Raw genomic sequence first — 23,997 nt, 5'->3', positions numbered from 1 at the left:
GAACAAGACCATTTCTATTAAGCACGAAGTTTTTCGAAAGTCCCGTTTCGTTACGCAACTTTTACGGTGGTCATATGAATGCTGTTTTTCGTTTGGCGGTAGTTGAAGATCTGCCAGCGCTGCTGGCCCTGGAAATGCAATGTTTCACCACCGACCGGCTCACCAGCCGCAGCTTTCAGTGGATGATCACCCGCGCCCATGCGCAGTTGCTGGTCGCCGAGCTTGACGGTCGATTGCTCGGCTACGCACTGGTGCTGTTTCATCGCGGCACCTCGCTGGCGCGCCTGTACTCGATCGCCATTGCCGGGGAAGCTCGCGGCAGCGGTTTGGGCAAACAGTTGCTGCAACGTATCGAGGCCTGCGCCGTCGAGCATGACTGCGCGTACCTGCGCCTGGAAGTGCGTATCGACAACCCCACCGCCATCGCGCTGTACGAGCGCAACGGCTACCGACGCTTTGCGTTGATTCACGATTACTACGAAGACCATGCCGATGCGTTGCGTCTGGAAAAACGCATTGTTCAGCACCGTGATTCGCGCAACATCAAGGTGCCCTATTACCCGCAAACCACTGAGTTCACCTGTGGCCCGGCTTGCCAGCTGATGGCCATGGGCGCGCTGCAACCTGAGCGCTTGCTGGAGCGGCGTGAGGAATTGCAGATCTGGCGTGAAGCGACCACGGTGTTCATGACTTCCGGCCATGGTGGCTGCAGCCCTCAAGGCTTGGCACTGGCGGCCTGGCGGCGGGGTTTCCGGGTGCGTTTGCAACTGAGTATGGCCGGGCCATTGTTTCTCGATGGCGTGCGCGATGAGCATAAAAAAGACGTCATGCGCCTGGTGCACGAGGAGTTCAGCGCCCAAATGCAAGAGACCGATATCGAGCGCAAGATTGGTACCCACCTGGATTTGCCGCGCCTGCTGCAGGCTGGCGGTCAGCCTCTGGTGCTGATCAGCAGCTATCGCCTGACCCGCTCCAAATCACCGCATTGGGTCATGGTGACCGACTGCGATGAAGACTTTGTGTATCTGCACGATCCGGATGTCGATCACAGCCAGCATCGTCAGCCAATGGACTGCCAGCATGTGCCGGTCAGCCATGGCGAGTTTGAGAAGATGAGTCGGTTTGGTCGGGGGAAATTGCGCGCGGCGGTGGTTTTGTATGCCCGCACTTCGCCAACTGTCGTTACGTTCTAGAGACTTTTTTGTGGCGAGGGAGCTTGCTCCCGCATGAGTGCGTAGCGCTCACGAGATTTTGGGGCTGCTGCGCAACCCAGAGGGAGCAAGCTCCCTCGCCACAGGACATCTGTGAAAATTTGAACTGAAATTATTTCAGGCCGATCTTGTAGAGCGCACCGTTCTGCTCATCCGTCAGCACGTACAGATAGCCATCCGGCCCCTGCCGCACATCCCGAATCCGCTGTTTCAGCTCACCCAACAGCCGCTCTTCGTGCACCACCTTGTCCCCGTCAAACTGCAAGCGAATGAGCTCTTGACTGACCAGCGCACCGATAAACAGGTTCTGCTGCCATGGCTTGAAACGATCAGCGTCATAGAACGCCATACCGCTGACACCGGGTGATTTCTCCCAGACATAATAGGGGTCAACCGCACCTTCGACACTCTTGCCCTTCGCTTCGGGGATCGGTTGCAGCGAATAGTTGATGCCGTGAGTCGCCAGCGGCCAACCATAGTTTTTTCCGCGCTCGATGATGTTCACCTCATCACCGCCACGGGGGCCGTGTTCGTTCTCCCAGATGGTGCCGTTCCATGGATTCAGCGCCGCGCCCTGCGGGTTGCGCTGGCCGTACGACCAGATTTCCGGACGCACGCCGGACTGGCCCACGAACGGGTTGTCATCCGGCACCTTGCCGTCGGGGAAGATCCGCACGACCTTGCCCTGCAGCTTGTCGAGATCCTGCGCGGTCGGCCGGTCGTTGTTTTCGCCCAGGGTGATGAACAGATAACCGGCGCGGTCGAACACCAGTCGTGAGCCAAAGTGGTTGCCGGTCGAGAGTTTCGGCTCCTGACGGAAGATCACTTTGAAATCACTGATTGTCTTCAAGTCGTCTGACAGCCGGCCTCGCCCCACCGCTGTACCGGCCTTGTCCCCGGCGCCACCGCCCTCGGCGTAGGACAGATAGACCAATCGATCCTGTTTGAAGTCTGGCGACAGCACCACATCGAGCAAACCACCCTGGCCCTTGGCCCAGACCTTGGGCACGCCGCTGATGGGCTCGGAACGCTTGCCGTCGGCTGTAATCACCCGCAGGTTGCCCGGGCGCTCGGTCACCAGCATCCCCTGACGATCCGGTAGAAACGCCAGCGCCCAGGGATGCTCAAGGCCTTGGGTGATCGTGGTGACTTCAAGGGTGCCCTGCTCGCTTTGCAGCGCTTGGGGGGCAGCGGCGAACGCGGGAGCGCTGATCAGCGCGCCGGCACACAACGTGGCTAGAAGGGGTTTACGCAACATGCACGATTCCTTTTGTTCATTTCAAAGGCTGACAGGAACGCAGTCCCGCCGTTCAACGGTTGCTGTCTCCATCGCGTGGCGGTGGGTTGGGAATGAATCTGGGCGGCGTACTCGGTACCGAGCGTTGCTGCTGACCGTTGCCGATGCCGCCATTGCCAACGGTGGGCGTACTGGGCACCGGCACTGTATTCGGCCCGCGAATCACCGGCGCGCTGGGCTGCGTGCCCTGCATGCTGTTGGGATTGGCCCGGCGGATCGGGCTGTTGTAGGGATTGTTGTTGGTACCGGCTGGGTTCTGCGCCAGTAAAAGCGGAGCGGACGGTGCCGCGACGTCGGCATGCGCCAGATCGGCCCCAAGGAGCAGAACAATAATGCCTGGCAGTATTCGGTTCATGGGGTGGCCTCTCGATGCACAGGTGATAGAGCCTTCGAGTCCACGCTACGCCCCGGGTTCGGATTTGTTAACCCGTCGCCCTTAAACAAGATGTAACACGGCTTGACCGGCAACGCTGCGCGCCACGCAAATGCCGGAAACTTTCGCACGGCGCCACAGGTCACCTGAACATCACTTGGAGAACTCACCATGGCTCGGGCAATCTGGAAAGGCGCGATCAGTTTCGGACTGGTACACATCCCTGTCGCGCTGGTGTCGGCAACCTCTTCGCACGGCGTGGACTTTGACTGGCTCGACAACCGCAGCATGGATCCGGTGGGTTATAAACGGGTAAACAAGGTCACCGGCAAGGAAGTCACCAAGGAGCACATCGTCAAAGGTGTGGCCTATGAAAAAGGCCGCTACGTCGTGCTCAGCGAGGAGGAGATCCGTTCGGCGCACCCGGTGTCGACGCAAACCATCGACATCTTTTCCTTTGTCGATGCCGAGCAGATCCCGCTGCAGAACATCGACACGCCTTATTACCTGGCCCCGGACAAACGCGGCGGCAAGGTCTACGCCTTGCTACGTGAAACATTGAGCAAAACCAACAAGGTCGCCCTCGCCCGCGTCGTCCTGCACACTCGGCAATACTTGGCGGCACTGATGCCGCTGGAATCGGCGCTGGTGCTGGTCAAACTGCGCTGGCCGCAAGAGGTGCGCGGCCTCGACGAACTGGAACTGGGCAGCGAAGTGACCAAACCGCAACTGGCCAAGGGCGAGCTGGACATGGCCAAACGTCTGGTGCAGGACATGAGTGGCGACTGGAGTCCGGAGGACTACAAGGACGAGTTTGAAGACAAGATCATGGCCCTGGTCGAGAAAAAAGCCCATGAAGGCAAGATCGAGGATGTCGAAACCGTGGGTGGCGAGGAGGAGCGCAAATCTGCGGATGTGATCGACTTGACCGAGTTGCTTAAACGCAGCCTGGGCGGTAAAGCGCCGGCCAAACCGAAGGCAAAAGACAAGCCTGCCAGTAAGGCGGCTCCGGCGAGAAAGACCAAAAAGGCTTCGGGGGCGTAATCAGATGCGGATCCTGTCAGGAAGCTGACAGGTTGGCTTTGAGAGACTCATCGCCAGCAGGTGGCTCCAAACAGTTGGAATTCGTTCTTTGCCGAACACACATTCCACTGCAGGAGCCAGCCTGCTGGCGATGCCATAAACAGGCGCGAAACAGCAGTCAGATCAGAATGAAGATCGCCAGCAGACCGCCGAAGATCGCCCACTTTTCCATGTAGTAACGCGCGCGATTACGCTTTTTCAGCTCTTTACCGCGCAGGCGAACCTTGTAGATTTTGGTAAACAGGCGGTTGATCCCGCCAGTACGGTCGCCAGCATCGTTTGGCGCACCTGCAGCGGACATCACGGTGCGGCTGAACCAGCGGTTGAACGCCGCCGCCCAGCGATATTTCATCGGGCGCTCGATGTCGCAGAACAGGATGATGCGGTTCTTGTCGGTGGTGTTTTCGGCATAGTGGATGTATGTCTCATCGAACATCACCGCTTCACCGTCGCGCCAGTGGTAGCTCTCGCCGTCGACATTGATGTAGCAACCGGCATCGTTCGGCGTGTCGAGACCCAGGTGGTAGCGGTACGAACCGGCATACGGGTCACGGTGGCGAACCAGTTTCGACCCCGGTGGCAGCTCGGCGAACATCGCGGCCTTGATCGAACCGATGCTCTGCACCAGTTCGGTGGTGCGCGGGCACAGCTTCATCGCCGACGGATGGCTCTCGCCGTACCACTTGAGGTAGAAACGCTTCCAGCCGCTTTTGAAGAACGAGTTGAAACCGACGTCATCGTACTGATTCGAGCGCTTGATCTCACCGGCACGCAGCAGATCCTGCCCTTCCTGGCGAATTTCTTCCCAGTGCGTCTGCAACGGGCTCAGGTCCGGAAACTCGGACGGATCGAGATACGGTTTGTTCGGCTTCTTCGAAAACAGGTAAAGGAAGCAGTTGATCGGGGCCAGAAACGTCGAGTGATCGCTCAATTGACGGCCCAGTTTGTGACGCACACGTCCACGAAGGTGAACGTATGCAATCGAAATGACATAAATAGCGGCAATGATGAGTTTCACGGAAATCGTCACACGTCAAAAGTGAACAAACTGCGCGCCTGCCGGCCGGAGGCCCAGGGTCTGATGCAGTGGCATGAATACAAATACTGTCCCGGTGGCACTTCCTTGAGCCCATGCCGTTAGCGGCTATTGGGTAATCGGATGGCATTTTAGCCATACTTTGTAACCAATAGTGAACCTGATCTGTGAAAAACTGTCCGCTGAATCTGCCAAACGGCGGGCGCGACGTCATCGCCCTATCGTTTAAAGAGCCAGACCAGTACAATCGCCGCCAAACTTTACGCGCCCCCCTTGGTTGATGACGGGACTGTCCCGACTCAGCGCACTTTGACTCGGGCCAAGCGCTCCAGCCGCACCCTCGCTACTCAGCATGCTTCGCAGGAAAAACCTTTGATTTCTACAGCTAACATCACGATGCAGTTCGGCGCCAAGCCGCTCTTCGAAAACGTTTCGGTCAAATTCGGCGCGGGTAACCGCTACGGCCTGATCGGCGCCAACGGTTGCGGCAAGTCGACCTTCATGAAAATCCTCGGCGGCGACCTCGATCCGTCCGGCGGTCAGGTCATGCTCGAGCCGAACGTGCGCCTGGGTAAATTGCGCCAGGACCAGTTCGCCTACGAAGAATTTACCGTGATCGATACCGTGATCATGGGTCACGAAGAGCTGTGGAAGGTCAAGGCCGAGCGCGATCGCATCTACTCGCTGGCGGAAATGAGCGAAGAAGACGGCATGGCCGTGGCCGAGCTGGAGACCGAGTTCGCCGAGATGGACGGCTACACCGCCGAATCCCGCGCCGGTGAACTGCTGCTGGGTCTGGGTATTCCGCTGGAACAGCATTTCGGCCCGATGAGCGAAGTCTCGCCAGGCTGGAAACTGCGCGTATTGCTGGCGCAGGCGCTGTTCTCCGATCCGGAAGTGCTGTTGCTCGACGAACCGACCAACCACCTGGACATCAACACCATTCGCTGGCTGGAAAACGTTCTGACCCAGCGTAACAGCCTGATGATCATCATCTCTCACGACCGTCACTTCCTGAACAGCGTGTGCACGCACATGGCTGACCTGGATTACGGCGAGCTGCGCCTGTTCCCGGGCAACTACGACGAGTACATGACCGTGGCGACCCAGTCCCGCGAGCAACTGCTGTCGGACAACGCCAAGAAGAAAGCACAGATTTCCGAGCTGCAATCGTTCGTCAGCCGCTTCTCGGCCAACGCCTCGAAAGCCAAACAGGCCACTTCCCGCGCCAAGGCGATCGACAAGATCCAGCTGGCCGAGGTCAAGCCTTCCAGCCGCGTCAGCCCGTTCATCCGCTTCGAGCAGAACAAAAAGCTGCACCGCCAGGCGGTCATGGTCGAAAAAATGGCCAAAGGTTTCGATGGCAAGCCACTGTTCAAAGACTTCAGCTTCCAGGTTGAAGCGGGCGAGCGCGTAGCGATCATCGGCCCGAACGGTATTGGCAAAACCACCCTGCTGCGCACCCTGGTCAACGAACTGACCCCGGATGCCGGCAGCGTCAAGTGGACCGACGCCGCGGAACTGGGCTACTACGCTCAGGACCATGCGCACGACTTCGAAGACGACGTGACGCTGTTCGACTGGATGGGTCAGTGGACGCAGGGCGAGCAGATGATTCGCGGTACTTTGGGCCGCATGCTGTTCTCCAACGACGAGATCCTCAAGTCGGTCAAAGTGATTTCCGGTGGTGAGCAAGGCCGCATGCTGTTCGGCAAGCTGATCCTGCAAAAGCCGAACGTGCTGATCATGGACGAACCGACCAACCACCTGGACATGGAATCGATCGAGGCGCTGAACCTGGCGCTGGAAAACTACCCGGGCACGCTGATCTTCGTCAGCCACGACCGTGAGTTCGTATCGTCCCTGGCCACGCGCATTATCGAACTGAGCGCCAACGGCGTGACTGACTTCAGCGGCACTTACGATGACTACCTGCGTAGTCAGGGTGTGGTGTTCTAAGAGCGGCTTCGAGTGTTGAGTTGCTAGCTGCAAGATAAAAGCCCTGTCCTTGTGACGGGGCTTTTTGCATTCAAGAGCCAGTATTTATGCGGGTACCGACACTATCGCGAGCAGGCTCACTCCTACAGTGGACGCATTTCAACTGTAGGAGTGAGCCTGCTCGCGATGGGGTCATCAGCAACAAACGAAATCGCCAGGAAAAAATACTTAGCCTGCTTCCTTTTATTTCAATGCCAAGCCATCATGCCGACTCTCCCACCGCCGCCCGCGAACGAGTCCACATGTCTGCGCAGCAACCGCCTCCGCAAAGCTCCCTGGCGATCACCCTGCAGATCGTCTCCATCGTCTTCTACACCTTTGTCGCCTTCCTGTGCATCGGCCTGCCGATCGCGGTGTTGCCCGGTTATGTGCATGAGCAGCTGGGTTTCAGTGCCGTTATTGCCGGGCTGGTGATCGGCTCGCAGTATCTGGCCACCCTGCTCAGTCGGCCGATGGCCGGGCGCATGTCGGATACGCTGGGCACCAAGCGGGCAATTGTTTATGGCTTGTCGGGGATTGTGCTCAGCGGGCTGCTGACGCTGACTTCGACGCTGTTGCAGGACTTCCCGTTGCCGAGCCTGATCATTCTGATCATCGGTCGGCTGCTGCTCGGCGTCGCACAAGGCTTGATCGGCGTCGGCACCATCAGCTGGTGCATGGGCCAGGTCGGCGTCGAACACACGGCAAGGTCGATCGGCTGGAACGGCATTGCCTCCTACGGCGCGATTGCGATTGGCGCGCCACTGGGCGTGGTCATGGTCGCCGACTACGGCTTTGCCAGCCTGGGCATCGCCTTGTCGGTATTGGCCGCGGGCGCCCTGGTGTTGATCCGCAATAAACCTTCGGTGCCGGTGGTGCGCGGCGAACGGCTGCCTTTTTGGGCGGTGTTCGGACGGATTGCACCGTATGGGGCCAGTTTGAGTCTGGCGTCGATCGGTTACGGCACGCTGACCACCTTCATCACCCTTTATTACCTCAACCGAGGCTGGAGCGGCGCCGCGTATTGCCTGACGGTATTCGGCGTGTGTTTCATCGTGTCGCGGCTGCTGTTCATTTCGGCGATCAGCCGTTTTGGCGGCTTCAATTCGGCGATTGCCTGCATGAGCATCGAGACCGTCGGCCTGGTGTTGCTATGGCTGGCACCCTCCACCGCGTTCGCGTTGATCGGCGCGGGACTGGCGGGATTTGGCTTGTCGCTGGTGTATCCGGCGCTGGGGGTCGAGGCGATCAAGCAGGTGCCCAGTTCCAGCCGTGGCTCGGGGTTGGGGGCGTATGCCGTGTTCTTTGATTTGGCGCTGGCAATTGCCGGGCCGCTGATGGGCGCGGTGGCATTGAATCTGGGGTATGCGTGGATTTTCTTCAGTGCGGCGCTGTTGTCGGTGATCGGGTTGGGGTTGACCTTGGTGCTCAAGCGCCGGGCGATATCTTGAGCTGCCCCCCCTGTAGGAGCGAGCCTGCTCGCGATAGCGGTGGTTCAGTCAGCATCTTTATGGCTGACAAATCGCTATCGCGAGCAGGCTCACTCCTACAAAAGGCCAAAATCACTGATCCGCAGTCTGCATCCCCGCCCGGCTCGGCTTGCCCAGCGTGCGCGAGAAGAACTGCCCGGCTTCGGAAATCAGGTTGCGATGGATGTCTTCGCGATCCACCCCGTCAGCGTCGGTGCACAGGGCCGGCATGGCGCGGATCTGCTCTTCATTGCATGGCGCCATGAACACGAAGTGCCCTGCCCCGGCCAATAACTTGAAGTCCGGCGCGGTCGGCAGTTTGCGCGCCAGAGCGGCGGCGTTTTTGTCGAAGGCCACCAGTTTGTCGCCATCGCCGCTGTACAGCAGCACCGGCACATGCACATCCGCCAGAGTGCTACGGCCGAATTTCAGGCTCAGCGGCGCCATCAGCAGCAACGCATGCACGCGCGGATCGGCCACTGGCTGCAAATCATCGCGATCGACGATCAGTTCACCCTGGGTATTGCAGGCATCATGGTCGTCCGGACGCTCCTGGCAGTAACGACGCAGACGATCCAGATCCGGCTGCGCCCCGGAGAGGATCAACGCGGTTTCGCCACCGGCCGAATAACCAATGACCCCGACCTGATCAGCGTTGACGAACGGCGAGAGCATCGGGTCGCCCAGGGTCGCGGTGATCGCTTCGGAAATCTGGATTGGCCGGCCATACAGATTGCTCAGGGTGCCGAGGCGGCTGTGGTCCTTGGAGTTGTCGCCGGGATGAATTACTGCGACCACCACAAAGCCCTTGCGTGCCAGCGAGGTGGCGAGGTCATGCAGGGCCAGCGGCGTGCCGGTGTTGCCGTGAGACAGCATCAGCATCGGGAAGCGGCCGATGGCAACCTTGGTGTCGGCGCCCGCCTCGACGGTGTAGCCCTCAAGCAGGCTGGTGTGTTCGCGATCACTGGAGGGATAGAAGGCGATGGCGCGCATCGGCTGCAGATCCAGCGGATCGAGGAAGGTCATCTCGTGGTAACCGACGCTCCAGACAGGGTGTCGCCCGGGCGCGGCATGCACTGAACCGAGGCTGCCAAGCAGGCAAATCAGTAACGTTGCACAAAGACGCATCATCGGATGGCCCACCCTGTGTTACTCAATCGAAAGATCCTTTGTGTTCCGACACGCCCCAAATCCCGAGGTTCGGAGATTCGGCACAGCGGTGCACTCAGACGTTGATCGTTTGACTGCATAACCCGGGCCAGATTATGCAACAGTCAGAAACAAAAAACTCTGCATCCGGCCCTTGCAGATCCAGAATACAGAGTTTTTTGAGGCGCTACCTGAACGGCAGCTGGTCTTTACGCAATGCTTACGCAGCGGCGAACAGCTGCTCGCTGATCTTCGCCTGAGCAGCGCTCATCGCGTTGTTACGTACTTCTTCATCATAAGCCAGGCCTTCGGCACGGACGATTTCGATGTCGGTGATGCCGAGGAACCCCAGTACCAGCTTCAGATATTCTTCGTGAGCGATGCCGCTCGCCTGACCGGCATGGATGCCGCCGGAGGTGGAGACGATCACCACTTTCTTGCCACCGCACAGGCCTTCAGGGCCGGCTTCGGTGTAACGGAAAGTCTGGCCGGCAACGGCGACGCGGTCGATCCAGGCCTTGAGCTGGGTCGGTACGGTGAAGTTGTACATCGGCGCGGCGATGACGATGGCGTCGGCGGCGATGAATTCGGCCAGGGTCGAAGCGCTCAGTTCGGCTTCATGCTGTTGTGCGGCGTCGCGCAGTTCAGCGGTGGTACCGGCAGCCACCAGGGTGGTCGACGAGAAGTGGCTGATGGCGTCGGCGGCCAGGTCGCGGTAAGTCACCACGGCGGTTGGCTCGGCGGCTTGCCAGGCTTTAACGACTTGGCTGCTCAACTGACGGGAAGCGGAGTTGTCGCCCAGAATGCTCGAATCGATGTGCAGCAGTTTCATGTGGAATCTCCTGGAAAGAATCGCCGGCGGCGACGGAATGGAGACAATCCTACGGAAGAAACCAATAGCTGATTAGCTGCTGACAATGCGATAGTTCGTCCCACTGATAGAACGGTGGATTTTTGATGCAGGATCTCAACGATCTCTACTATTTTGCCAAGGTGGTCGAGGCCGGTGGCTTCGCGGCGGCCGGGCGTTTGCTGGGCATTCCCAAGTCTCGACTATCACGACGCATTGCCGAACTCGAAGAGCGCCTCGGCGCCCGTCTGCTGCAACGCACCACGCGCCAGTTGAACCTGACCGCTGTTGGCGAACGCTACTTGCGTCACTGTCAGGCGATGTTGCTGGAAGCGGAGATGGCCGACGAAGCGGTCGCCAGCATGTCCAGCGAGCCACGCGGCCGCTTGCGCGTGTCCTGTCCCACTGGCCTGGCGCGAGAAATGTTGCCGTGGGTGATCAGCGAATTCCTCGGCAAATTTCCTCAGGTGCAACTGGAGGTGGTGCTGCTCAATCGCCGAGTGGATCTGGTGGCCGAAGGCTTCGACGTGGCCCTGCGTGTACGCGAGCTGGGCGATGAAGATCCGTTGCTGGTGACTCGACGTCTGCGCCAGGCACAAATGGTCGTCGTCGCCAGCCCGGCTTTTGTCGAAGGCAAAACCATCACTCATCCACAGGACCTGAAGAACCTGCCGGTGCTCGGCGCGCTGGAGGCCGATCGCATGGTGCATGTGCGCTTGCTGGACGAGCAAGGCAACAGCGTCGAACTGAACATGGAGGCGCGGCTGGGCATCGATGACTTTATCGTGCGCAAAGCCTGTGTGCTGGCCGGCCAGGGTTTCACTCTGCTGCCGATGATGTATTGCGAAGCCGACCTTGAGAGCGGCGCGCTGGTGCAATTACTACCCGAATGGTCATTGCCCGGCGGCTGGTTGCAGGCGGTGTACCCGCATCGGCGCGGGGTAATGCCGGCGGTGCGGGCGTGGATCGATCACTTGGTCGAATCGTTCAATGCGTGCGGGGAGCGGTTGTTATGAACAAGGGAAAAATGAACGAAGCGGACGTCGCCGCCTTTTGCCTGGCCTTGCCGGGCGCGCGGGAGGATTACAAGTGGGGCGGCGTGCGGGTGTTTTCGATTGCCGGCAACAAGATGTTCGCCCTGCAAGGGTTGCGCGGGGACTCACTGGCGTTCAAGGTCGACAAGGATCTGTTTCTCGGCCATTGCGACCGCCCGGGCATTCACCCGGCCCCTTATCTGGCGCGGGCGCAGTGGATCATCATCCACCCGCCCTACCCGCTGGGCGCCGAGGAACTGCAGGGATTGCTGACGCGTTCGCACCAGTTGGTGGTGGGCAAGTTGCCGAAGAAAACCCAAATCGGATTACTGCTCTAACCCCCCCTGTAGGAGCTGCCGCAGGCTGCGATCTTTTAATCTTGCTTTTTAAAAGATCAAAAGATCGCAGCCTGCGGCAGCTCCTACAGAGGGATTTGTGGTGATTCAGAACAGTGACAGCAGGTTCGAGCCGAGAAACAACTGGTCGATCCAGAACACCTGATGCAACGCCACAATGACCCAGAACAGAATCTGAAACGACACCTTGCGCGTCTTGTGCCGGAACACCTGTTGGGCGATCAGCGCACCGGGCCAGCCGCCGGCCAGTTCGAGTGCATGCAGGATGTTCTCCGGCGTGCGCCACGCATCGGCGCGGGCCTTGCGCTTGTCTGCCCAGTACATGAAAAACGCCAGCACGCTGACCACGCCATAAGCCGTCAACGGCACCAGCGAGATGCCACGCAGCCACATCGACAGCGAGCCGAACAGCGGCAGCGCGCAGACGATCAGTAGCACCGCCAGTTTCAGTTTCAAATGCTGAATGCCACCACCGGACGGGCGTCCATCCGGGCGGCGCGCGCGGGAATCACTCATGGTTTGGCCGCCGACCAGTCAACCCAGCCGAACTGCCAGGTCGCCAGAATCACCAGACCGAAAACAATCCGGTACCAGGCGAATGCCGCGTAACTGTGGCTGGCGATGAACTTGAGCAGACCGCGCACGGCGATCATGGCAAAGATGAACGCGGTGATGAAGCCGATGGCGAACACCGGGAAGTCTGCCGGCACGAACAGATGGCGATACTTGTAACCGGAGTACACCGCCGCACCGACCATGGTCGGCATCGCCAGGAAAAACGAGAACTCGGTCGCGGTCTTGCGCGACAGGCCGAACAGCAGGCCGCCGATGATCGTCGAGCCGGAACGCGAGGTGCCGGGGATCATCGCCAGACACTGGGCGAAACCGACTTTCAGCGCGTCCTTCCAGGTGATCTCGTCCACGGTTTCGGCGTGCACTTCATGTTGCCGACGCTCGGCCCACAGCATGATCACACCACCCACCACCAGCGCGGTCGCGACGGTGATCGGATTGAACAGGTATTGGTGAATCAGGTCGGCAAAAATCACCCCCAGCACCACCGCCGGCAGAAACGCGATCAGCAGGTTGGCGGTAAAACGCCGCGCACTCGGCTGGGTCGGCAAGCCGATTACCACGTCGAGAATCTTGCGACGAAACTCCCAGACCACCGCGAGGATCGCGCCGAGCTGAATAATGATGTTGAACGCCATGGCCCGTTCGCCGCCGAAGTCGAGCAAGTCGGCAACAATGATCTGGTGTCCGGTACTGGAAATGGGCAAAAACTCCGTCAGCCCCTCTACAACTCCAAGAATCAGTGCCTGCAAGGCGGTCCAAAGATCCATCAGTCCCCCAAAGAGCGATACACGGTGGCATGCCCCGATAATATTTTTTACGTTCACTGCGATCAGCGTAGCTGTTTGTTGCTGTACCGATTCCGCGCACACAGCATCCACACGAAACGGTCAAAATTCCGTGAAATATCAATTCGGATTCAGGTTTTCACGCGCGGGGCCGAAATCCTAACAGACAAGCCTTAATAGTGCTGCGGCGTTATTCGACTTGGGTCGCGTATGCCTGACCACTCCAAACGTGGTTGGATGCTGGCGTTGATTTATTACAAGAAAAAGAAATCGGAGTGACAGCGTTATGAACAGCTTGCGCAGTGTGTCGATCAGCCGACGCTTGTGGCTCATTTTGATTGTGGCCATGGTCATGTTGTTGACCTTGGGCGTGTTGATGCTCAAGCAGATCCACGACGACCTGTACCACGCCAAGGCGCAGAAAACCCAGCATGTGGTGCAGACCGCCAGCGGCCTGCTGACCTACTACCACGACCTGGAAACCGGCGGCACCCTGACCCGCGACGCCGCGCAGAAACAGGCGTTGACCGCGATTCGTGGTCTGCGCTACGACCAGAGCGATTACTTTTGGATCAACGACCTCACCCCGGTGATGGTCATGCACCCGACCAACCCCAAGCTCGAAGGCCAGAACCTCTCGGCGATCCGCGATCCGGACGGTTTCGCGGTGTTCAACGAGATGGTCGCGATCGCCAAAAGCAAAGGCGCCGGCATGGTCGATTACCGCTGGCCCAAGCCCGGTGCCAGTGAGCCGGTGGCGAAAACCTCCTACGTGAAACTGTTCGAACCGTGGGGCTGGGTGCTCGGCTCCGGCGTTTACGTCGATGATGTGCAGAGTGAGTTCCGCGGTCAGTTGATCAAGGCTTCGGTGATCGGCCTAGTGATTGCCGTGATTATGGCCCTGCTGGTGATTTTGATTGCCCGCAGCATCGTCCGTCCGCTACAGGAAACCGTGAACGCCATGGCCAACATCGCCAGCGGCGAAAGCGATCTGACCCGCAGCCTCGACACCCACGGCCAGGACGAAGTCACGCAACTGGCGCATCACTTCAACGCCTTCACCGCCAAGTTGCGCCGGGTCATCGGTGATTTGCAGGTTTCAGCCAGTGCGCTCGGCCAGTCGTCCAGTGAACTGGGCAACGACGCGAACCAGGCCCAGCAGCGCAGCCAGCAGCAATCGCAGCAGATGGAACTGGTCGCGACCGCGATCAACGAAGTGACCTATGGCGTGCAGGACGTGGCAAAGAACGCCGAACACGCTGCCGCTGAAATGCGCGATGCCGAAGCTCAGGCGCAGCAGGGTCAGATCAACATCGACGGCAGCCTGCAACAGATCGACAAATTGTCCGGAACCATTGATCAGGCGGTCGAAGTGATTCGCACCCTGGCAGCCGAAAGTACGCAGATCGGCAGTGTGCTGGAGGTGATCCGTTCGATTGCCGAGCAGACCAACCTGCTGGCACTCAACGCGGCCATCGAAGCGGCCCGCGCCGGTGAACAGGGCCGGGGCTTTGCGGTGGTGGCCGATGAAGTGCGGTTGCTGGCGCAGCGCACGCAAAAGTCGACGGCGGAAATCCAGAGCATGATCGAACGCCTGCAGAATCATTCCGAAGCGGCGGTGAAAGTCATTGGCGACAGCAGCAAGGCCTCGCAACTGACCATCGAACAGGCGGGATTGGCCGGCGCGAGCCTGAATGCCATCGGCCAGGCACTGCGCAATCTCAATGGCCTGAACGCCTCGATTGCCAGCGCCACGCTGCAACAGGCGCATGTGGTCGAGGACATCAATCAGAACGTCACCCAGGCGGCCGGCCTGTCTCACAGCACGGCGCTGGCGGCGGAGCAGTCGAGTGCGGCGAGCGTCAAGCTTGGGCAGTTGAGCGAGCAGTTGAACCAATTGCTGCGCCAGTTCCGCGTCTGACCCCTCACCCTTGTGGGAGCGAGCTTGCTCGCGAAGGCTTGGTGTCAGTCGATAGAGTCGTTACTGATAAAACGCTTTCGCGAGCAAGCTCGCTCCCACAGAGGGACCAGGTGCTCCGTCAAAATCGGCAAGGCTCACTCCTGCAGGTTTTTCGGTACAATCCGCTCCCTCGTCAATTCCCCCAAGGAACCCCCATGTCCGGGCTTGAACTGTTTGCCGCCGCCCTCGGTGTGATCGCCGTCTGGCTGACGGTCAAACAGAATCCGTGGTGCTGGCCGATCGGTCTGGTCATGGTGTTGCTGTACAGCTGGATCTTCTACGACGTGAAGCTGTACTCGGACATGTTGCTGCAAGTGATTTACGCCGCGCTGCAAGTCTACGGCTGGTGGCAATGGACCCGCGCCGGGACGATGCACGACGGGCGCGACGTCACGCGTCTGGACCGGCGCTCGATCCTGCTCGGTCTGAGCGTAGGCGCCCTCGGCAGCCTGCTGCTGGGTGCGGCCATGGCGCACTGGACCGACGCGGCGCAGCCGTGGCTCGATGCCGCACTGACGGCGTTCAGCCTGGTTGCGCAATTGTGGATGGCGCAGAAACGCCTGCAATGCTGGGCGCTGTGGTTCGTGCTGGATGTGATTTTCGTCGGCCTGTTCCTTTATAAGGGCCTGTACCTCACCGCCGCGCTGTATGCCTTGTTCACCCTGATTGCTGTGCAAGGCTGGCGCGAATGGCGCGCCGATCCGGCGTTGCAGCGATGAAGGTGGTTGTCCTCACCGGCCCGGAATCCACCGGCAAAAGCTGGCTGGCCGCTGGCCTTCAGGAGCGCTTTGGCGGCCTGCGGGTGGACGAATACGTGCGCTGGTTCATCGAGCAGAATCCACGCGATACCTGCCTCAACGACATCCCCGACATCGCCCGTGGGCAGTTGCAGTGGGAAGATCAGGCTCGGGCGCAGCAACCGCAATTGCTGATTCTCGACACCCATTTGCTGAGCAACATTCTGTGGAGCCAGACCCTGTTTGGCGCCTGCCCTGCATGGCTGGAGCCCGAGCTGCTTGCGCGGCATTACGACCTGCACCTGCTGTTGTCGCCGGAGCAGATCGACTGGACTGACGACGGCCAACGCTGCCAGCCGCAGCTCAGCGAACGCATGGCATTCTTTCAGGCCACCCGCGACTGGCTGGAACAACACGGGCAACCGTTGCAAATCATTCAGGGCAACTGGGATGACCGGCGGTTTCAGGCTTTCGAAGCAGTCGCGCGCTTGATGGCTGATTGACCTGGCAAACAGCTAACTTCGGGACCCAAGTGTCCATTCCTGAAACACCCGATGCCGCGCAAAGCAGCCGTTTAAATGGCCTTCATCATTCTGCAAGGACATTTGTTACGCCAGTGAAACAGTCCCCGGCAAACCCTTGTTCCAGAGCTTTGCGCCGCCATTGACCCTGTGGGTGTCTGGGTGACTGTTTCAGCGCTGAAACAGCATTTGTATCAGCGCTGCACGGCCCATCGCCAACCCGTTGAAAACCAACAACAACTGAAAAGCGGCACAGCTTTCGCTCTCTCCTTCCCAACGCTGACAAGAGCCAGCCCACTGAAGAAGGAATTGCCGCCGTGGGGAATATCAATAAAGGCCTGACCTGCCTTCTGCTGATTGGATCAGCCGCCAGCACATTCATCAGTTTCAACGTTCAGGCCGAAGGCAATGGCGTGATCGTTCTCAACCGCGACGTCCAGCCCATTGCAATCGGGCGCAGCGGTGGCAAAGACCCGTATCCAACCACGGTCAACGCCAACCCTTCCGATCGAATCCATCAAGCGATGACCAGCACCGAACTCAGTGACGGCGACTTTGCCAGTGTCGCCAGCGGCGCTTCGATCCGCAGCAACATGATCACGCCGAACTCGGACATGCCCGGCATGAACGTGCTGACCAACCCCAACGGCCTGCCTGGAATGAGTGCCGGTCACGGCGGCGGCGGTGGCGGCACGATCTCCAACACGATCAATCGCTCGCTGAGCACCGGTCTGGCGCCGCTGACTCGCATGGCTGGAGGTCAATGAGATGAATCGTTCCCTCCTGCTGCTTGCCCTCTTCAGCTGTGCCAGCGTCATGGCCGATCCGAGTTCCGTGAACAACGCAGACATCCAGGATACCGGTGTGCAGTACCGCGGCAACTTCAACGTCAACCAGGCCGCCGGCGACCAGATGCAACAGACCAACACCAAAGCGATCGCCATTGGCACCAATGCCAGTGCCACAACCATCGTCAGGCAAAAGCTGGACACCCCTGCCAACCCGTCGATGAACGCCAGCGCCACCATTGGCGGCAGCTCTTTCAGTAACGGCAACGGGATCCTGGGCGTGAACCAGGGGGCCGGTGCCAACAACCAGATGGCCAACGTGACGCGCGTCAGCATCAGTGCTGCCCCGCAAAGCGTTGACGACAGCGCCCTGTCGCAACAGAACGTGGCGCTTTTACCGAGCTCAGGAGCAACTGGCACCTCACCCGGCAGTCGCCAGGTCACGACAAGTGATCAGGCCTTCACCGGCAGCCGAGGGGTGATTCAGGTGAACCAGAGTGCCGGGGTGGGGAACCGTATGGCTAACACCCTGAGCATCCGGGTCGCTGACTGACCCAAACAACAAAAGCAGTGCAATTAGAAAGTACCAACACTTAACCAACTAATAAGCACGATGGAGAAACACCATGAAAACTACAATGGCTCTCAAACCACTGGTTTTCGCACTTGCAGCAGTAATGGCAATGGCGGCTCAAGCAGGCGGCAACGATCATGGTAACAATGGTGGTCACGGTCACAACCCTCCTCCACCAAAAGGCCCTACCCTGGAAGAACTGCTGCAAATCGGCGCAGGTGCCGGTGCTGCGGTACTCGACGTGCAAAACAACGGCGGTAACACCGTCCTCAACCAGGGCACCCAGAACAACGCCGGCATCAGTGGCTCGCTTAACGGCGCCAACGGCAACGTCGGTGCCAACAACGTGGCCGGTGACGGCAACCAGCAAGACAACGCCGCGGCTCTGGCTACCGCCGACGAAAGCTTCATCTTCGGCTCTGCGGTGTCCGCTTCCAGCGCCACTCAAGTCAACAGCAACAACACCGTTGGCAACTACTCCAGCAACAACAACGCCAACATGAACAACGTTGGCAACAGTGGCTCGGGTAACATCGGCGTGAACAACGCTGCCGGCAACTTCAACCAACAGAAAAACAACCTGGCAATCGCTGTGTCCGGTGGTCGTGTAGCGCAAGCCGCTGCTGCTGCCAACCAAAGCACTACCGGTCTGCAAGTCGGCAACAACGGCACTCAGACCTACAAGAAAGACACCCTCACTGGCACTGTCGCCGCCGTCGGCGTATTCGGCGCCGTGGGCGAAGCTACCATCAAAGGTGACAGCCACGGCGGTGGCGGTTATGGCAACGACGACAAAGGCCATGGCGGCAATGGCGGCAGCAAAGATCAGAAAGCCACCTTCGAAGCTGTGGGTGCCTTCGGTCTTGCTGGTGTAACCACGCAACAAGTGCTGACCCCAGACGGCTGGAAAAACCCTGTCACCAACACTGCCAGCATGACCAACGTAGGCAACAACTGGTCGGGTAACGGTGGCTTCAACAACGCTTCCGGCGTTGGCAACCAACAAAGCAACTCGCTGTCCATCGCTGCAGGTTGCAAAGCCTGCATGTAATCGCGATCGAAACGAAAGCCCCGGAAACGGGGCTTTTCCTCAGTCCGCAAAGGCGTATCGATCATGCGTAAGACTGCCTTTATCGCCCTGCTTTGCCTGTCCGGCCTGACCCAGGCTGCCCAGATGCCTGTCGCTGCCCTGCCCGGCGGCGTACTCGTCTACAAGAACGTGCAAAGCATCCGTGAACGCAAGTTTGCCGACATCGTCGAACAGAAAACCGATTTCAGCTGCGGCGCCGCCGCACTGGCCACGGTATTGCGCCAGGCTTATTGGCTCGACGTCGATGAAGAGCACATCATCAAAGGCATGCTGGTCAACGCTGACCAGGACCTTGTGCGTACGCAAGGTTTTTCCATGCTGGACATGAAACGCTATATAGAAAGCATCGGCATGCGCGCCAGGGGCTACAAGATTCCACCGGAAAAACTCGACGACGTAACAATCCCGGTGGTGGTACTGATGGAAATTCGCGGCTACAAGCATTTCGTGGTGCTGCAGCGTTCGGACAAGGATTGGGTTTATATCGGAGATCCCGTCTTAGGCCACAAACGCTACGCCCATGATGACTTTGTCAAAGGTTGGAACGGCATCGTCTTCGCCATCGTCGGCCCCGGTTATGACAAAACCAATGCATTGCGCATGCCACCGACCCCGCTGACCGCGAAGAACAAGCTGGATAACTTCAACCCTGTCAGAGATGCTGAATTGATGGACTTCGGGTTCATACAGAGCGACTTCTTTTAATCGCCGATTATAAAGAATGGGACTGGATGTCCCGGGAGCAGCAGATGAAAACCTCATACTGGCTGGCCGCCGCCTGCCTGGCAGCGAGCGTGTCAGGCTATGCCAATGCAGGATTCAAACCCATCGAAGTTCAGGATCAGGAGCTGTCCCAGCTTCGTGGTCGTTACGTCATGCCGGGGCGGATCATCAGCTTCGGCATTGTCATGAGCAGTACCTGGCGCAACGCCAGCGGTGATCTGATCGGCGCTGCGACGTCGATGCAAATCCAGGCCGCCACGATCAAACCGGAATTCTATGTCTCGACCATCAAGGAACAGGGCAACGGCAGCACCCCGACTCCGGGCACTGGCAATGTCATTGGTGGCGCGGCGCTCAACAGCAGCCAGGGCGTGACCCAAAGCGTACGCGCCGCTGGCGACGGCAACACCGCCAACAACAATGTGGCGATCAATGTAAAAGAAGCCAACACCCCTCCTCCACTGGCCCCCGCACAAGGCCAGGCCCTGATGGCCGGGCAGACTATCGGGGCCAGCAATGCCGCCGGCAGTGTCGCCGTTTCGGCCAGCAACAGTGGCGTGCAAATGGCGATTCAGGCCTCGGGCAATCAGGGCACTGCCCTGCAACAAGTGGCCCAGGGTGGCCTGCTACAGAACACCCGCCTGCTCGGCAGCGCCAACGTGGTCAACAACATGACCCAACTCAATGTTGTGCTTAACAATAACGGTATCAGCCCCGGCGCATTGGACTGCAACCTGACTCAACTCAGGGCACTACGCAATATCGGATATTGAACTACGCTGAGTCTCGATCATTGGGCTTAAAGGGACGGCTTATTCATGTATCGATCAGTATCACTGCGTGCCGCTGTATGTCTGAGTACTCTTCTACCCGCGGCGATGCTGCAAGCAGCACCCGACGCAGATGTGGAGACCCTGAAACAGGAACTTCTGGAGCTGAAGCAACGATACGAAGTACAACAAAAGGCCCTGGCGGTGCTCGAGCAACGGGTCCGTCAGGTCGAAGATCAACCGGCAGCCCCGCAACCCAAACGCCTGGCCAAGTCGCCGTCTGACATGAAAGGCAATCCGAAAGTCGCTACCAGTACCGGAGCGCCTGGTACTGGTGCCGCAGCAGCGTCGGGGGGCGCGGCCGGGGGCAGCGGCGCTTCTTACGGTCAATCGCTGGCCGATGATTCGCAACCGGCACAGAGCGTGTCCAACCTCTACGACGAGGCCAGCGGCTTCTTCGGCGGTGGTAAATTCAGCTTTGAAACCGGCGTGACCTACTCGCGTTACGACACCCGGCAGCTGATCCTCAACGGCTTCCTCGCGCTGGACTCGATCTTTCTCGGCAACATCAACCTCGACCGGATCAAGGCCGACACCTGGACGCTGGACCTGACCGGGCGCTACAACTTCGACAATCGCTGGCAGTTCGACGTGAACGTGCCGGTGGTTTACCGCGAATCGACCTATCAGTCCGGCGGCGGCAACGGTGGTGCATCGAACGTCACGACGGAACAGGATGTTTCGCGCGACCCGACCATCGGCGACGTCAACTTCGGCATCGCCTACAAATTCCTCGACGAGTCGGTCAACACGCCGGACGCCGTGGTCACCCTGCGGGTCAAGGCACCAACCGGCAAGGATCCGTTCGGTATCAAACTGCGCCAGACCGACGCCAACTCCAACCTGTTCGTGCCTGACACGCTGCCAACCGGCAACGGCGTCTGGTCGATCACCCCCGGCGTCTCGCTGGTCAAGACCTTCGACCCGGCTGTGCTGTTCGGCAGCTTGTCCTACACCCACAACCTGGAAGAGTCGTTCGACGACATCAGTTCGACCGTCAACCAGAAAACCCCGGGCAAGGTCAGTATTGGCGACAGCTTCCAGATCGGCGCCGGTATTGCATTTGCACTGAACGAAAAGATGAGTATGTCGTTTTCGATGTCTGATCTGGTGCAACGCAGGAGCAAACTCAAACCCGATGGCGGGGATTGGCAATCTGTGGTGTCCAGTGACGCCAACGCAGGTTACTTCAACGTCGGCATGACCATTGCCGCCACGGACAACCTGACTATCGTGCCCAACCTGTCGATCGGCATGACCCCGGATGCCCCCGACTTTTCCTTCAGCCTGAAATTCCCGTACTACTTCTAAAGAAAAAGATCGCAGCCTGCGGCAGCTCCTACAGGGTTACAACTGTAGGAGCTGCCGCAGGCTGCGATCTTTTGAGCTTTGGTCTCTAGCGAATCTGATGTTTGTGCAGCAGCCGATAAAACGTCGGCCGCGACACCCCCAGCACCTTCGCCGCCACACTGAGGTTGTCGCTGTGGCGGTTCAACACATCGCACAGCGCCTGGCGTTCGGCGCGGGTCTTGTAGTCTTCCAGCGTACCCATCGGCGTAGAAATCGTGTGCTGGCTGAGCAATCCCAGATCGCGGGCTTCGATCTGTCGACCTTCTGCCAGAACCAGACCCCGTCGCACGCGGTTGGCCAGCTCGCGCACATTGCCCGGCCAGTCGTGCTTGCCCATGGCGATCAACGCATCCTCACTGAAGCTGCGCGGACGGCGGCCGGTTTCGTGGCTGTAGAAGTGCGAGAAATGGTTGGCCAGCATCGACAGATCACCATGGCGCTCGCGCAATGGCGCGGTCACCACCTGCAGCACATTGAGCCGGTAATACAGGTCTTCGCGAAAACGCTTTTTCTCGATGGCGGCTTCGAGGTCGACGTGGGTGGCCGCCAGCACGCGAACATCAACCGGAATCGGCTGACTGCCACCGACGCGCTCGATGTGTTTTTCCTGCAGAAAGCGCAGCAGATTGGCCTGCAATTCCAGCGGCAGATCGCCGATTTCATCGAGAAACAGCGTGCCGCCATTGGCAGCCTCGATGCGCCCGACCTTGCGCTGATGGGCACCGGTGAAGGCACCTTTTTCGTGACCGAACAGTTCGGACTGGATCAAGTGTTCGGGAATCGCCCCGCAATTGATCGCCACAAACGGCTTGCTGTGGCGCTGGGACTGGCGGTGCAGCGTGCGCGCCACCAGTTCTTTACCGGTGCCACTTTCACCGCGGATCAACACAGGAGATTCGGTCGGCGCCAGTTTGCTCAATAACTTGCGCAGCTCGCGGATCGGCTTGCTGTCGCCGAGCAGTTCATGTTCCGGCTGATCGACGTGAATCGTGCCTTGCCCGCGCAGACGCGCCATGCCGAATGCGCGCCCCAGGGTCACCTGAACCCGCGAGACATCGAATGGCAAGGTGTGAAAATCGAAAAACCATTCGCAGACGAAGTCGCCGACGTTCTGCAACCGCAGGACTTCCTGATTCAACACCGCGATCCACTCGGTGCCGCTGCGACTGATCAGTTCCTTGACCGCTTCGGGACGTTCAAGGTGAAAAGGTTGCAGTCGCAGCAGCCCGACATCGCAGGTCCGATCGGCGGCATTTTCCAGGGTACAACTGTCGACATCCCAACCTACCGTGCGCAATCCGGGTAACAGGCGATGGCAGTCGTCACAGGGGTCGACTACCAATAAACGTCGTAACGCTGGCGCTTCGATCATGACTGTTCCTTGGCGCCAAATTTAAGGAAATTATTGTAAAAACAGTCATTTGGCAGACCCGACTGTAACATTAGCAAGAAATTGACAGCGCCTTGTATCGATTGCTTATAGGTGTACAAGCTAACGAGTTATAAGAAGCGAGTTTATTAGTCAGCTATCGAGTTGCTATCTTTCACCAGGCTTTCAAAAACGTTCGGAATGTTGAGCCTGAGCAATTAAGTTGAAATTTCTTTGTTTCGTGTGTGACCTGCCACGGGGTTGCGTGCATCAGTACAAGTAACCAGCCGAACGGTAAGCCCAACCGACGGCACATCACTTGATTGGGCACGACAGAGAGAAGACCCCAATGACCGCCCCGCTCCGTATCAACGAAGCTCTTTTGATTGCCAACCACGCGTTCAAACCCTTTCAGTGCGTGGCCTGGGCCCCACAAGACGGCAACGGCGAACTGAACCTGACCGTCATCGATCGTACCAACTCGCACATCGGTCGCCAGCAGATCCCGAGTAGCGCCTACTCCGATCCGGCGCAACTGGAACTGCTGTTGCAACAGGCCCGCGCCGAATTGAGCAAAGAAGGTTACCTGCTGCAATCGTGGTCGATGCCACATTGATCAGAGGATCATGCGGATGACGCTCAGGTCATCCGCCCTCTGTTCTGTTAGTTACCTGCGGTAGTTCGTCTCCAGTACTTTTGTACAACTTCCCTTAAAGCATCAGGTGCCACTGCTTGGCATGCTTTCATTTGGTTCAAAAAGACACTGTTATGGCACAGTGCGACCCTCCACCTGTTAGTTCTGTCAGTTGAACTTGCGTGTATTCAGGGATTGAATGTTCCGCTCATGCAGTTACCCGCC

The 23,997-nt window shown here is 59.0% G+C and carries 24 protein-coding genes; 16 read left to right on the top strand and 8 right to left on the bottom strand.

Annotated features, from left to right (window positions below):
* The first annotated feature begins 74 nt into the window (after positions 1–74).
* On the top strand, positions 75–1,193 hold the full coding sequence (rimI, locus tag ACIP8I_RS01480) for a ribosomal protein S18-alanine N-acetyltransferase (protein WP_400758132.1): 1,119 nt from the start codon (positions 75–77) through the stop codon (positions 1,191–1,193).
* Between the two features lie 130 nt (positions 1,194–1,323).
* On the opposite strand, the gene ACIP8I_RS01475 is transcribed toward rimI, so the two are convergent.
* Both ACIP8I_RS01475 and ACIP8I_RS01470 read right to left on the bottom strand, forming a co-directional pair.
* Positions 1,324–2,469, bottom strand: coding sequence for a PQQ-dependent sugar dehydrogenase (locus tag ACIP8I_RS01475; protein ID WP_400758131.1), 1,146 nt, complete (start codon positions 2,467–2,469; stop codon positions 1,324–1,326).
* Between the two features lie 52 nt (positions 2,470–2,521).
* Complete coding sequence (locus tag ACIP8I_RS01470; RefSeq protein WP_400758129.1) at positions 2,522–2,863, bottom strand: hypothetical protein; 342 nt, start codon at positions 2,861–2,863, stop codon at positions 2,522–2,524.
* A gap of 189 nt (positions 2,864–3,052) precedes the next feature.
* On the opposite strand from ACIP8I_RS01470, the gene ACIP8I_RS01465 reads away from it, so the two are divergent.
* Entirely contained in the window at positions 3,053–3,925 is an 873-nt protein-coding gene (locus tag ACIP8I_RS01465) for a Ku protein (RefSeq protein WP_400758127.1), read from the top strand.
* Between the two features lie 157 nt (positions 3,926–4,082).
* On the opposite strand, the gene lpxO is transcribed toward ACIP8I_RS01465, so the two are convergent.
* On the bottom strand, positions 4,083–4,982 hold the full coding sequence (lpxO, locus tag ACIP8I_RS01460) for a lipid A hydroxylase LpxO (RefSeq protein WP_400758125.1): 900 nt from the start codon (positions 4,980–4,982) through the stop codon (positions 4,083–4,085).
* A gap of 390 nt (positions 4,983–5,372) precedes the next feature.
* Between lpxO and ACIP8I_RS01455 the strand changes: the two genes are divergently transcribed.
* The gene (locus ACIP8I_RS01455) at positions 5,373–6,959 is read left to right on the top strand and encodes an ABC-F family ATPase (protein ID WP_027612713.1); all 1,587 of its coding nucleotides are present in this window, start codon (positions 5,373–5,375) and stop codon (positions 6,957–6,959) included.
* Between the two features lie 281 nt (positions 6,960–7,240).
* Entirely contained in the window at positions 7,241–8,428 is a 1,188-nt protein-coding gene (locus ACIP8I_RS01450; protein ID WP_400758123.1) for an MFS transporter, read from the top strand.
* Between the two features lie 111 nt (positions 8,429–8,539).
* Here ACIP8I_RS01450 and ACIP8I_RS01445 read toward each other — a convergent pair whose 3' ends face one another.
* Both ACIP8I_RS01445 and ACIP8I_RS01440 read right to left on the bottom strand, forming a co-directional pair.
* Entirely contained in the window at positions 8,540–9,577 is a 1,038-nt protein-coding gene (locus ACIP8I_RS01445) for a dienelactone hydrolase (RefSeq protein WP_367084418.1), read from the bottom strand.
* Between the two features lie 238 nt (positions 9,578–9,815).
* Positions 9,816–10,427, bottom strand: a complete 612-nt coding sequence (locus ACIP8I_RS01440; protein ID WP_400758121.1) for an FMN-dependent NADH-azoreductase — start codon at positions 10,425–10,427, stop codon at positions 9,816–9,818.
* Between the two features lie 125 nt (positions 10,428–10,552).
* On the opposite strand from ACIP8I_RS01440, the gene ACIP8I_RS01435 reads away from it, so the two are divergent.
* On the top strand, positions 10,553–11,461 hold the full coding sequence (locus ACIP8I_RS01435) for a LysR substrate-binding domain-containing protein (RefSeq protein WP_007964611.1): 909 nt from the start codon (positions 10,553–10,555) through the stop codon (positions 11,459–11,461).
* Positions 11,458–11,817, top strand: a complete 360-nt coding sequence (locus ACIP8I_RS01430) for an MmcQ/YjbR family DNA-binding protein (RefSeq protein WP_400758119.1) — start codon at positions 11,458–11,460, stop codon at positions 11,815–11,817. Before ACIP8I_RS01435 ends, ACIP8I_RS01430 begins: the two co-directional genes overlap by 4 nt.
* 105 nt (positions 11,818–11,922) lie before the next feature.
* Here ACIP8I_RS01430 and ACIP8I_RS01425 read toward each other — a convergent pair whose 3' ends face one another.
* Entirely contained in the window at positions 11,923–12,351 is a 429-nt protein-coding gene (locus ACIP8I_RS01425) for a DUF1294 domain-containing protein (protein WP_041064418.1), read from the bottom strand.
* Positions 12,348–13,178, bottom strand: a complete 831-nt coding sequence (locus ACIP8I_RS01420) for an undecaprenyl-diphosphate phosphatase (protein WP_027612707.1) — start codon at positions 13,176–13,178, stop codon at positions 12,348–12,350. The genes ACIP8I_RS01425 and ACIP8I_RS01420 overlap by 4 nt, the downstream gene beginning before the upstream one ends.
* Before the next feature lie 304 nt (positions 13,179–13,482).
* On the opposite strand from ACIP8I_RS01420, the gene ACIP8I_RS01415 reads away from it, so the two are divergent.
* The 9 genes from ACIP8I_RS01415 to ACIP8I_RS01375 all read left to right on the top strand — a co-directional run bounded on the left by ACIP8I_RS01415 (position 13,483) and on the right by ACIP8I_RS01375 (position 21,730).
* A complete protein-coding gene (locus ACIP8I_RS01415; protein ID WP_400758116.1) occupies positions 13,483–15,117 on the top strand; it encodes a methyl-accepting chemotaxis protein in 1,635 nt (544 codons plus the stop codon).
* Positions 15,118–15,311: 194 nt separating this feature from the next.
* Entirely contained in the window at positions 15,312–15,875 is a 564-nt protein-coding gene (gene pnuC / locus ACIP8I_RS01410) for a nicotinamide riboside transporter PnuC (RefSeq protein ID WP_041064427.1), read from the top strand.
* Complete coding sequence (locus ACIP8I_RS01405; protein ID WP_400758554.1) at positions 15,872–16,396, top strand: AAA family ATPase; 525 nt, start codon at positions 15,872–15,874, stop codon at positions 16,394–16,396. Before pnuC ends, ACIP8I_RS01405 begins: the two co-directional genes overlap by 4 nt.
* A gap of 335 nt (positions 16,397–16,731) precedes the next feature.
* Entirely contained in the window at positions 16,732–17,181 is a 450-nt protein-coding gene (locus ACIP8I_RS01400) for a hypothetical protein (RefSeq protein WP_098964142.1), read from the top strand.
* 1 nt (position 17,182) lies between these two features.
* The gene (locus ACIP8I_RS01395; RefSeq protein WP_400758114.1) at positions 17,183–17,755 is read left to right on the top strand and encodes an adhesin; all 573 of its coding nucleotides are present in this window, start codon (positions 17,183–17,185) and stop codon (positions 17,753–17,755) included.
* Between the two features lie 73 nt (positions 17,756–17,828).
* Complete coding sequence (locus ACIP8I_RS01390; RefSeq protein ID WP_367084412.1) at positions 17,829–18,827, top strand: heme utilization protein; 999 nt, start codon at positions 17,829–17,831, stop codon at positions 18,825–18,827.
* 63 nt (positions 18,828–18,890) lie between these two features.
* Positions 18,891–19,571 (top strand): C39 family peptidase, encoded by a 681-nt coding sequence (locus ACIP8I_RS01385; protein WP_007964629.1) that lies wholly within the window; start codon positions 18,891–18,893, stop codon positions 19,569–19,571.
* A 44-nt stretch (positions 19,572–19,615) separates the two neighbouring features.
* Positions 19,616–20,362, top strand: a complete 747-nt coding sequence (locus ACIP8I_RS01380; protein WP_367084411.1) for a hypothetical protein — start codon at positions 19,616–19,618, stop codon at positions 20,360–20,362.
* A 45-nt stretch (positions 20,363–20,407) separates the two neighbouring features.
* Positions 20,408–21,730, top strand: coding sequence for a hypothetical protein (locus tag ACIP8I_RS01375; protein WP_400758112.1), 1,323 nt, complete (start codon positions 20,408–20,410; stop codon positions 21,728–21,730).
* Positions 21,731–21,815: 85 nt separating this feature from the next.
* On the opposite strand, the gene ACIP8I_RS01370 is transcribed toward ACIP8I_RS01375, so the two are convergent.
* Positions 21,816–23,141: a sigma-54 dependent transcriptional regulator gene (locus ACIP8I_RS01370; protein WP_007964636.1), complete on the bottom strand. Its 1,326-nt coding sequence runs from the start codon at positions 23,139–23,141 to the stop codon at positions 21,816–21,818.
* 346 nt (positions 23,142–23,487) lie between these two features.
* Between ACIP8I_RS01370 and ACIP8I_RS01365 the strand changes: the two genes are divergently transcribed.
* Positions 23,488–23,754: a hypothetical protein gene (locus tag ACIP8I_RS01365; RefSeq protein WP_003225374.1), complete on the top strand. Its 267-nt coding sequence runs from the start codon at positions 23,488–23,490 to the stop codon at positions 23,752–23,754.
* Positions 23,755–23,997 lie beyond the last annotated feature (243 nt).

The sequence above is a fragment of the Pseudomonas sp. NPDC088414 genome (assembly GCF_044753325.1).
Classification (GTDB): Bacteria; Pseudomonadota; Gammaproteobacteria; order Pseudomonadales; family Pseudomonadaceae; genus Aquipseudomonas.
Note: the sequence above shows the minus strand (reverse complement) of the source record. Positions and strands in the feature narration are given on the sequence as shown.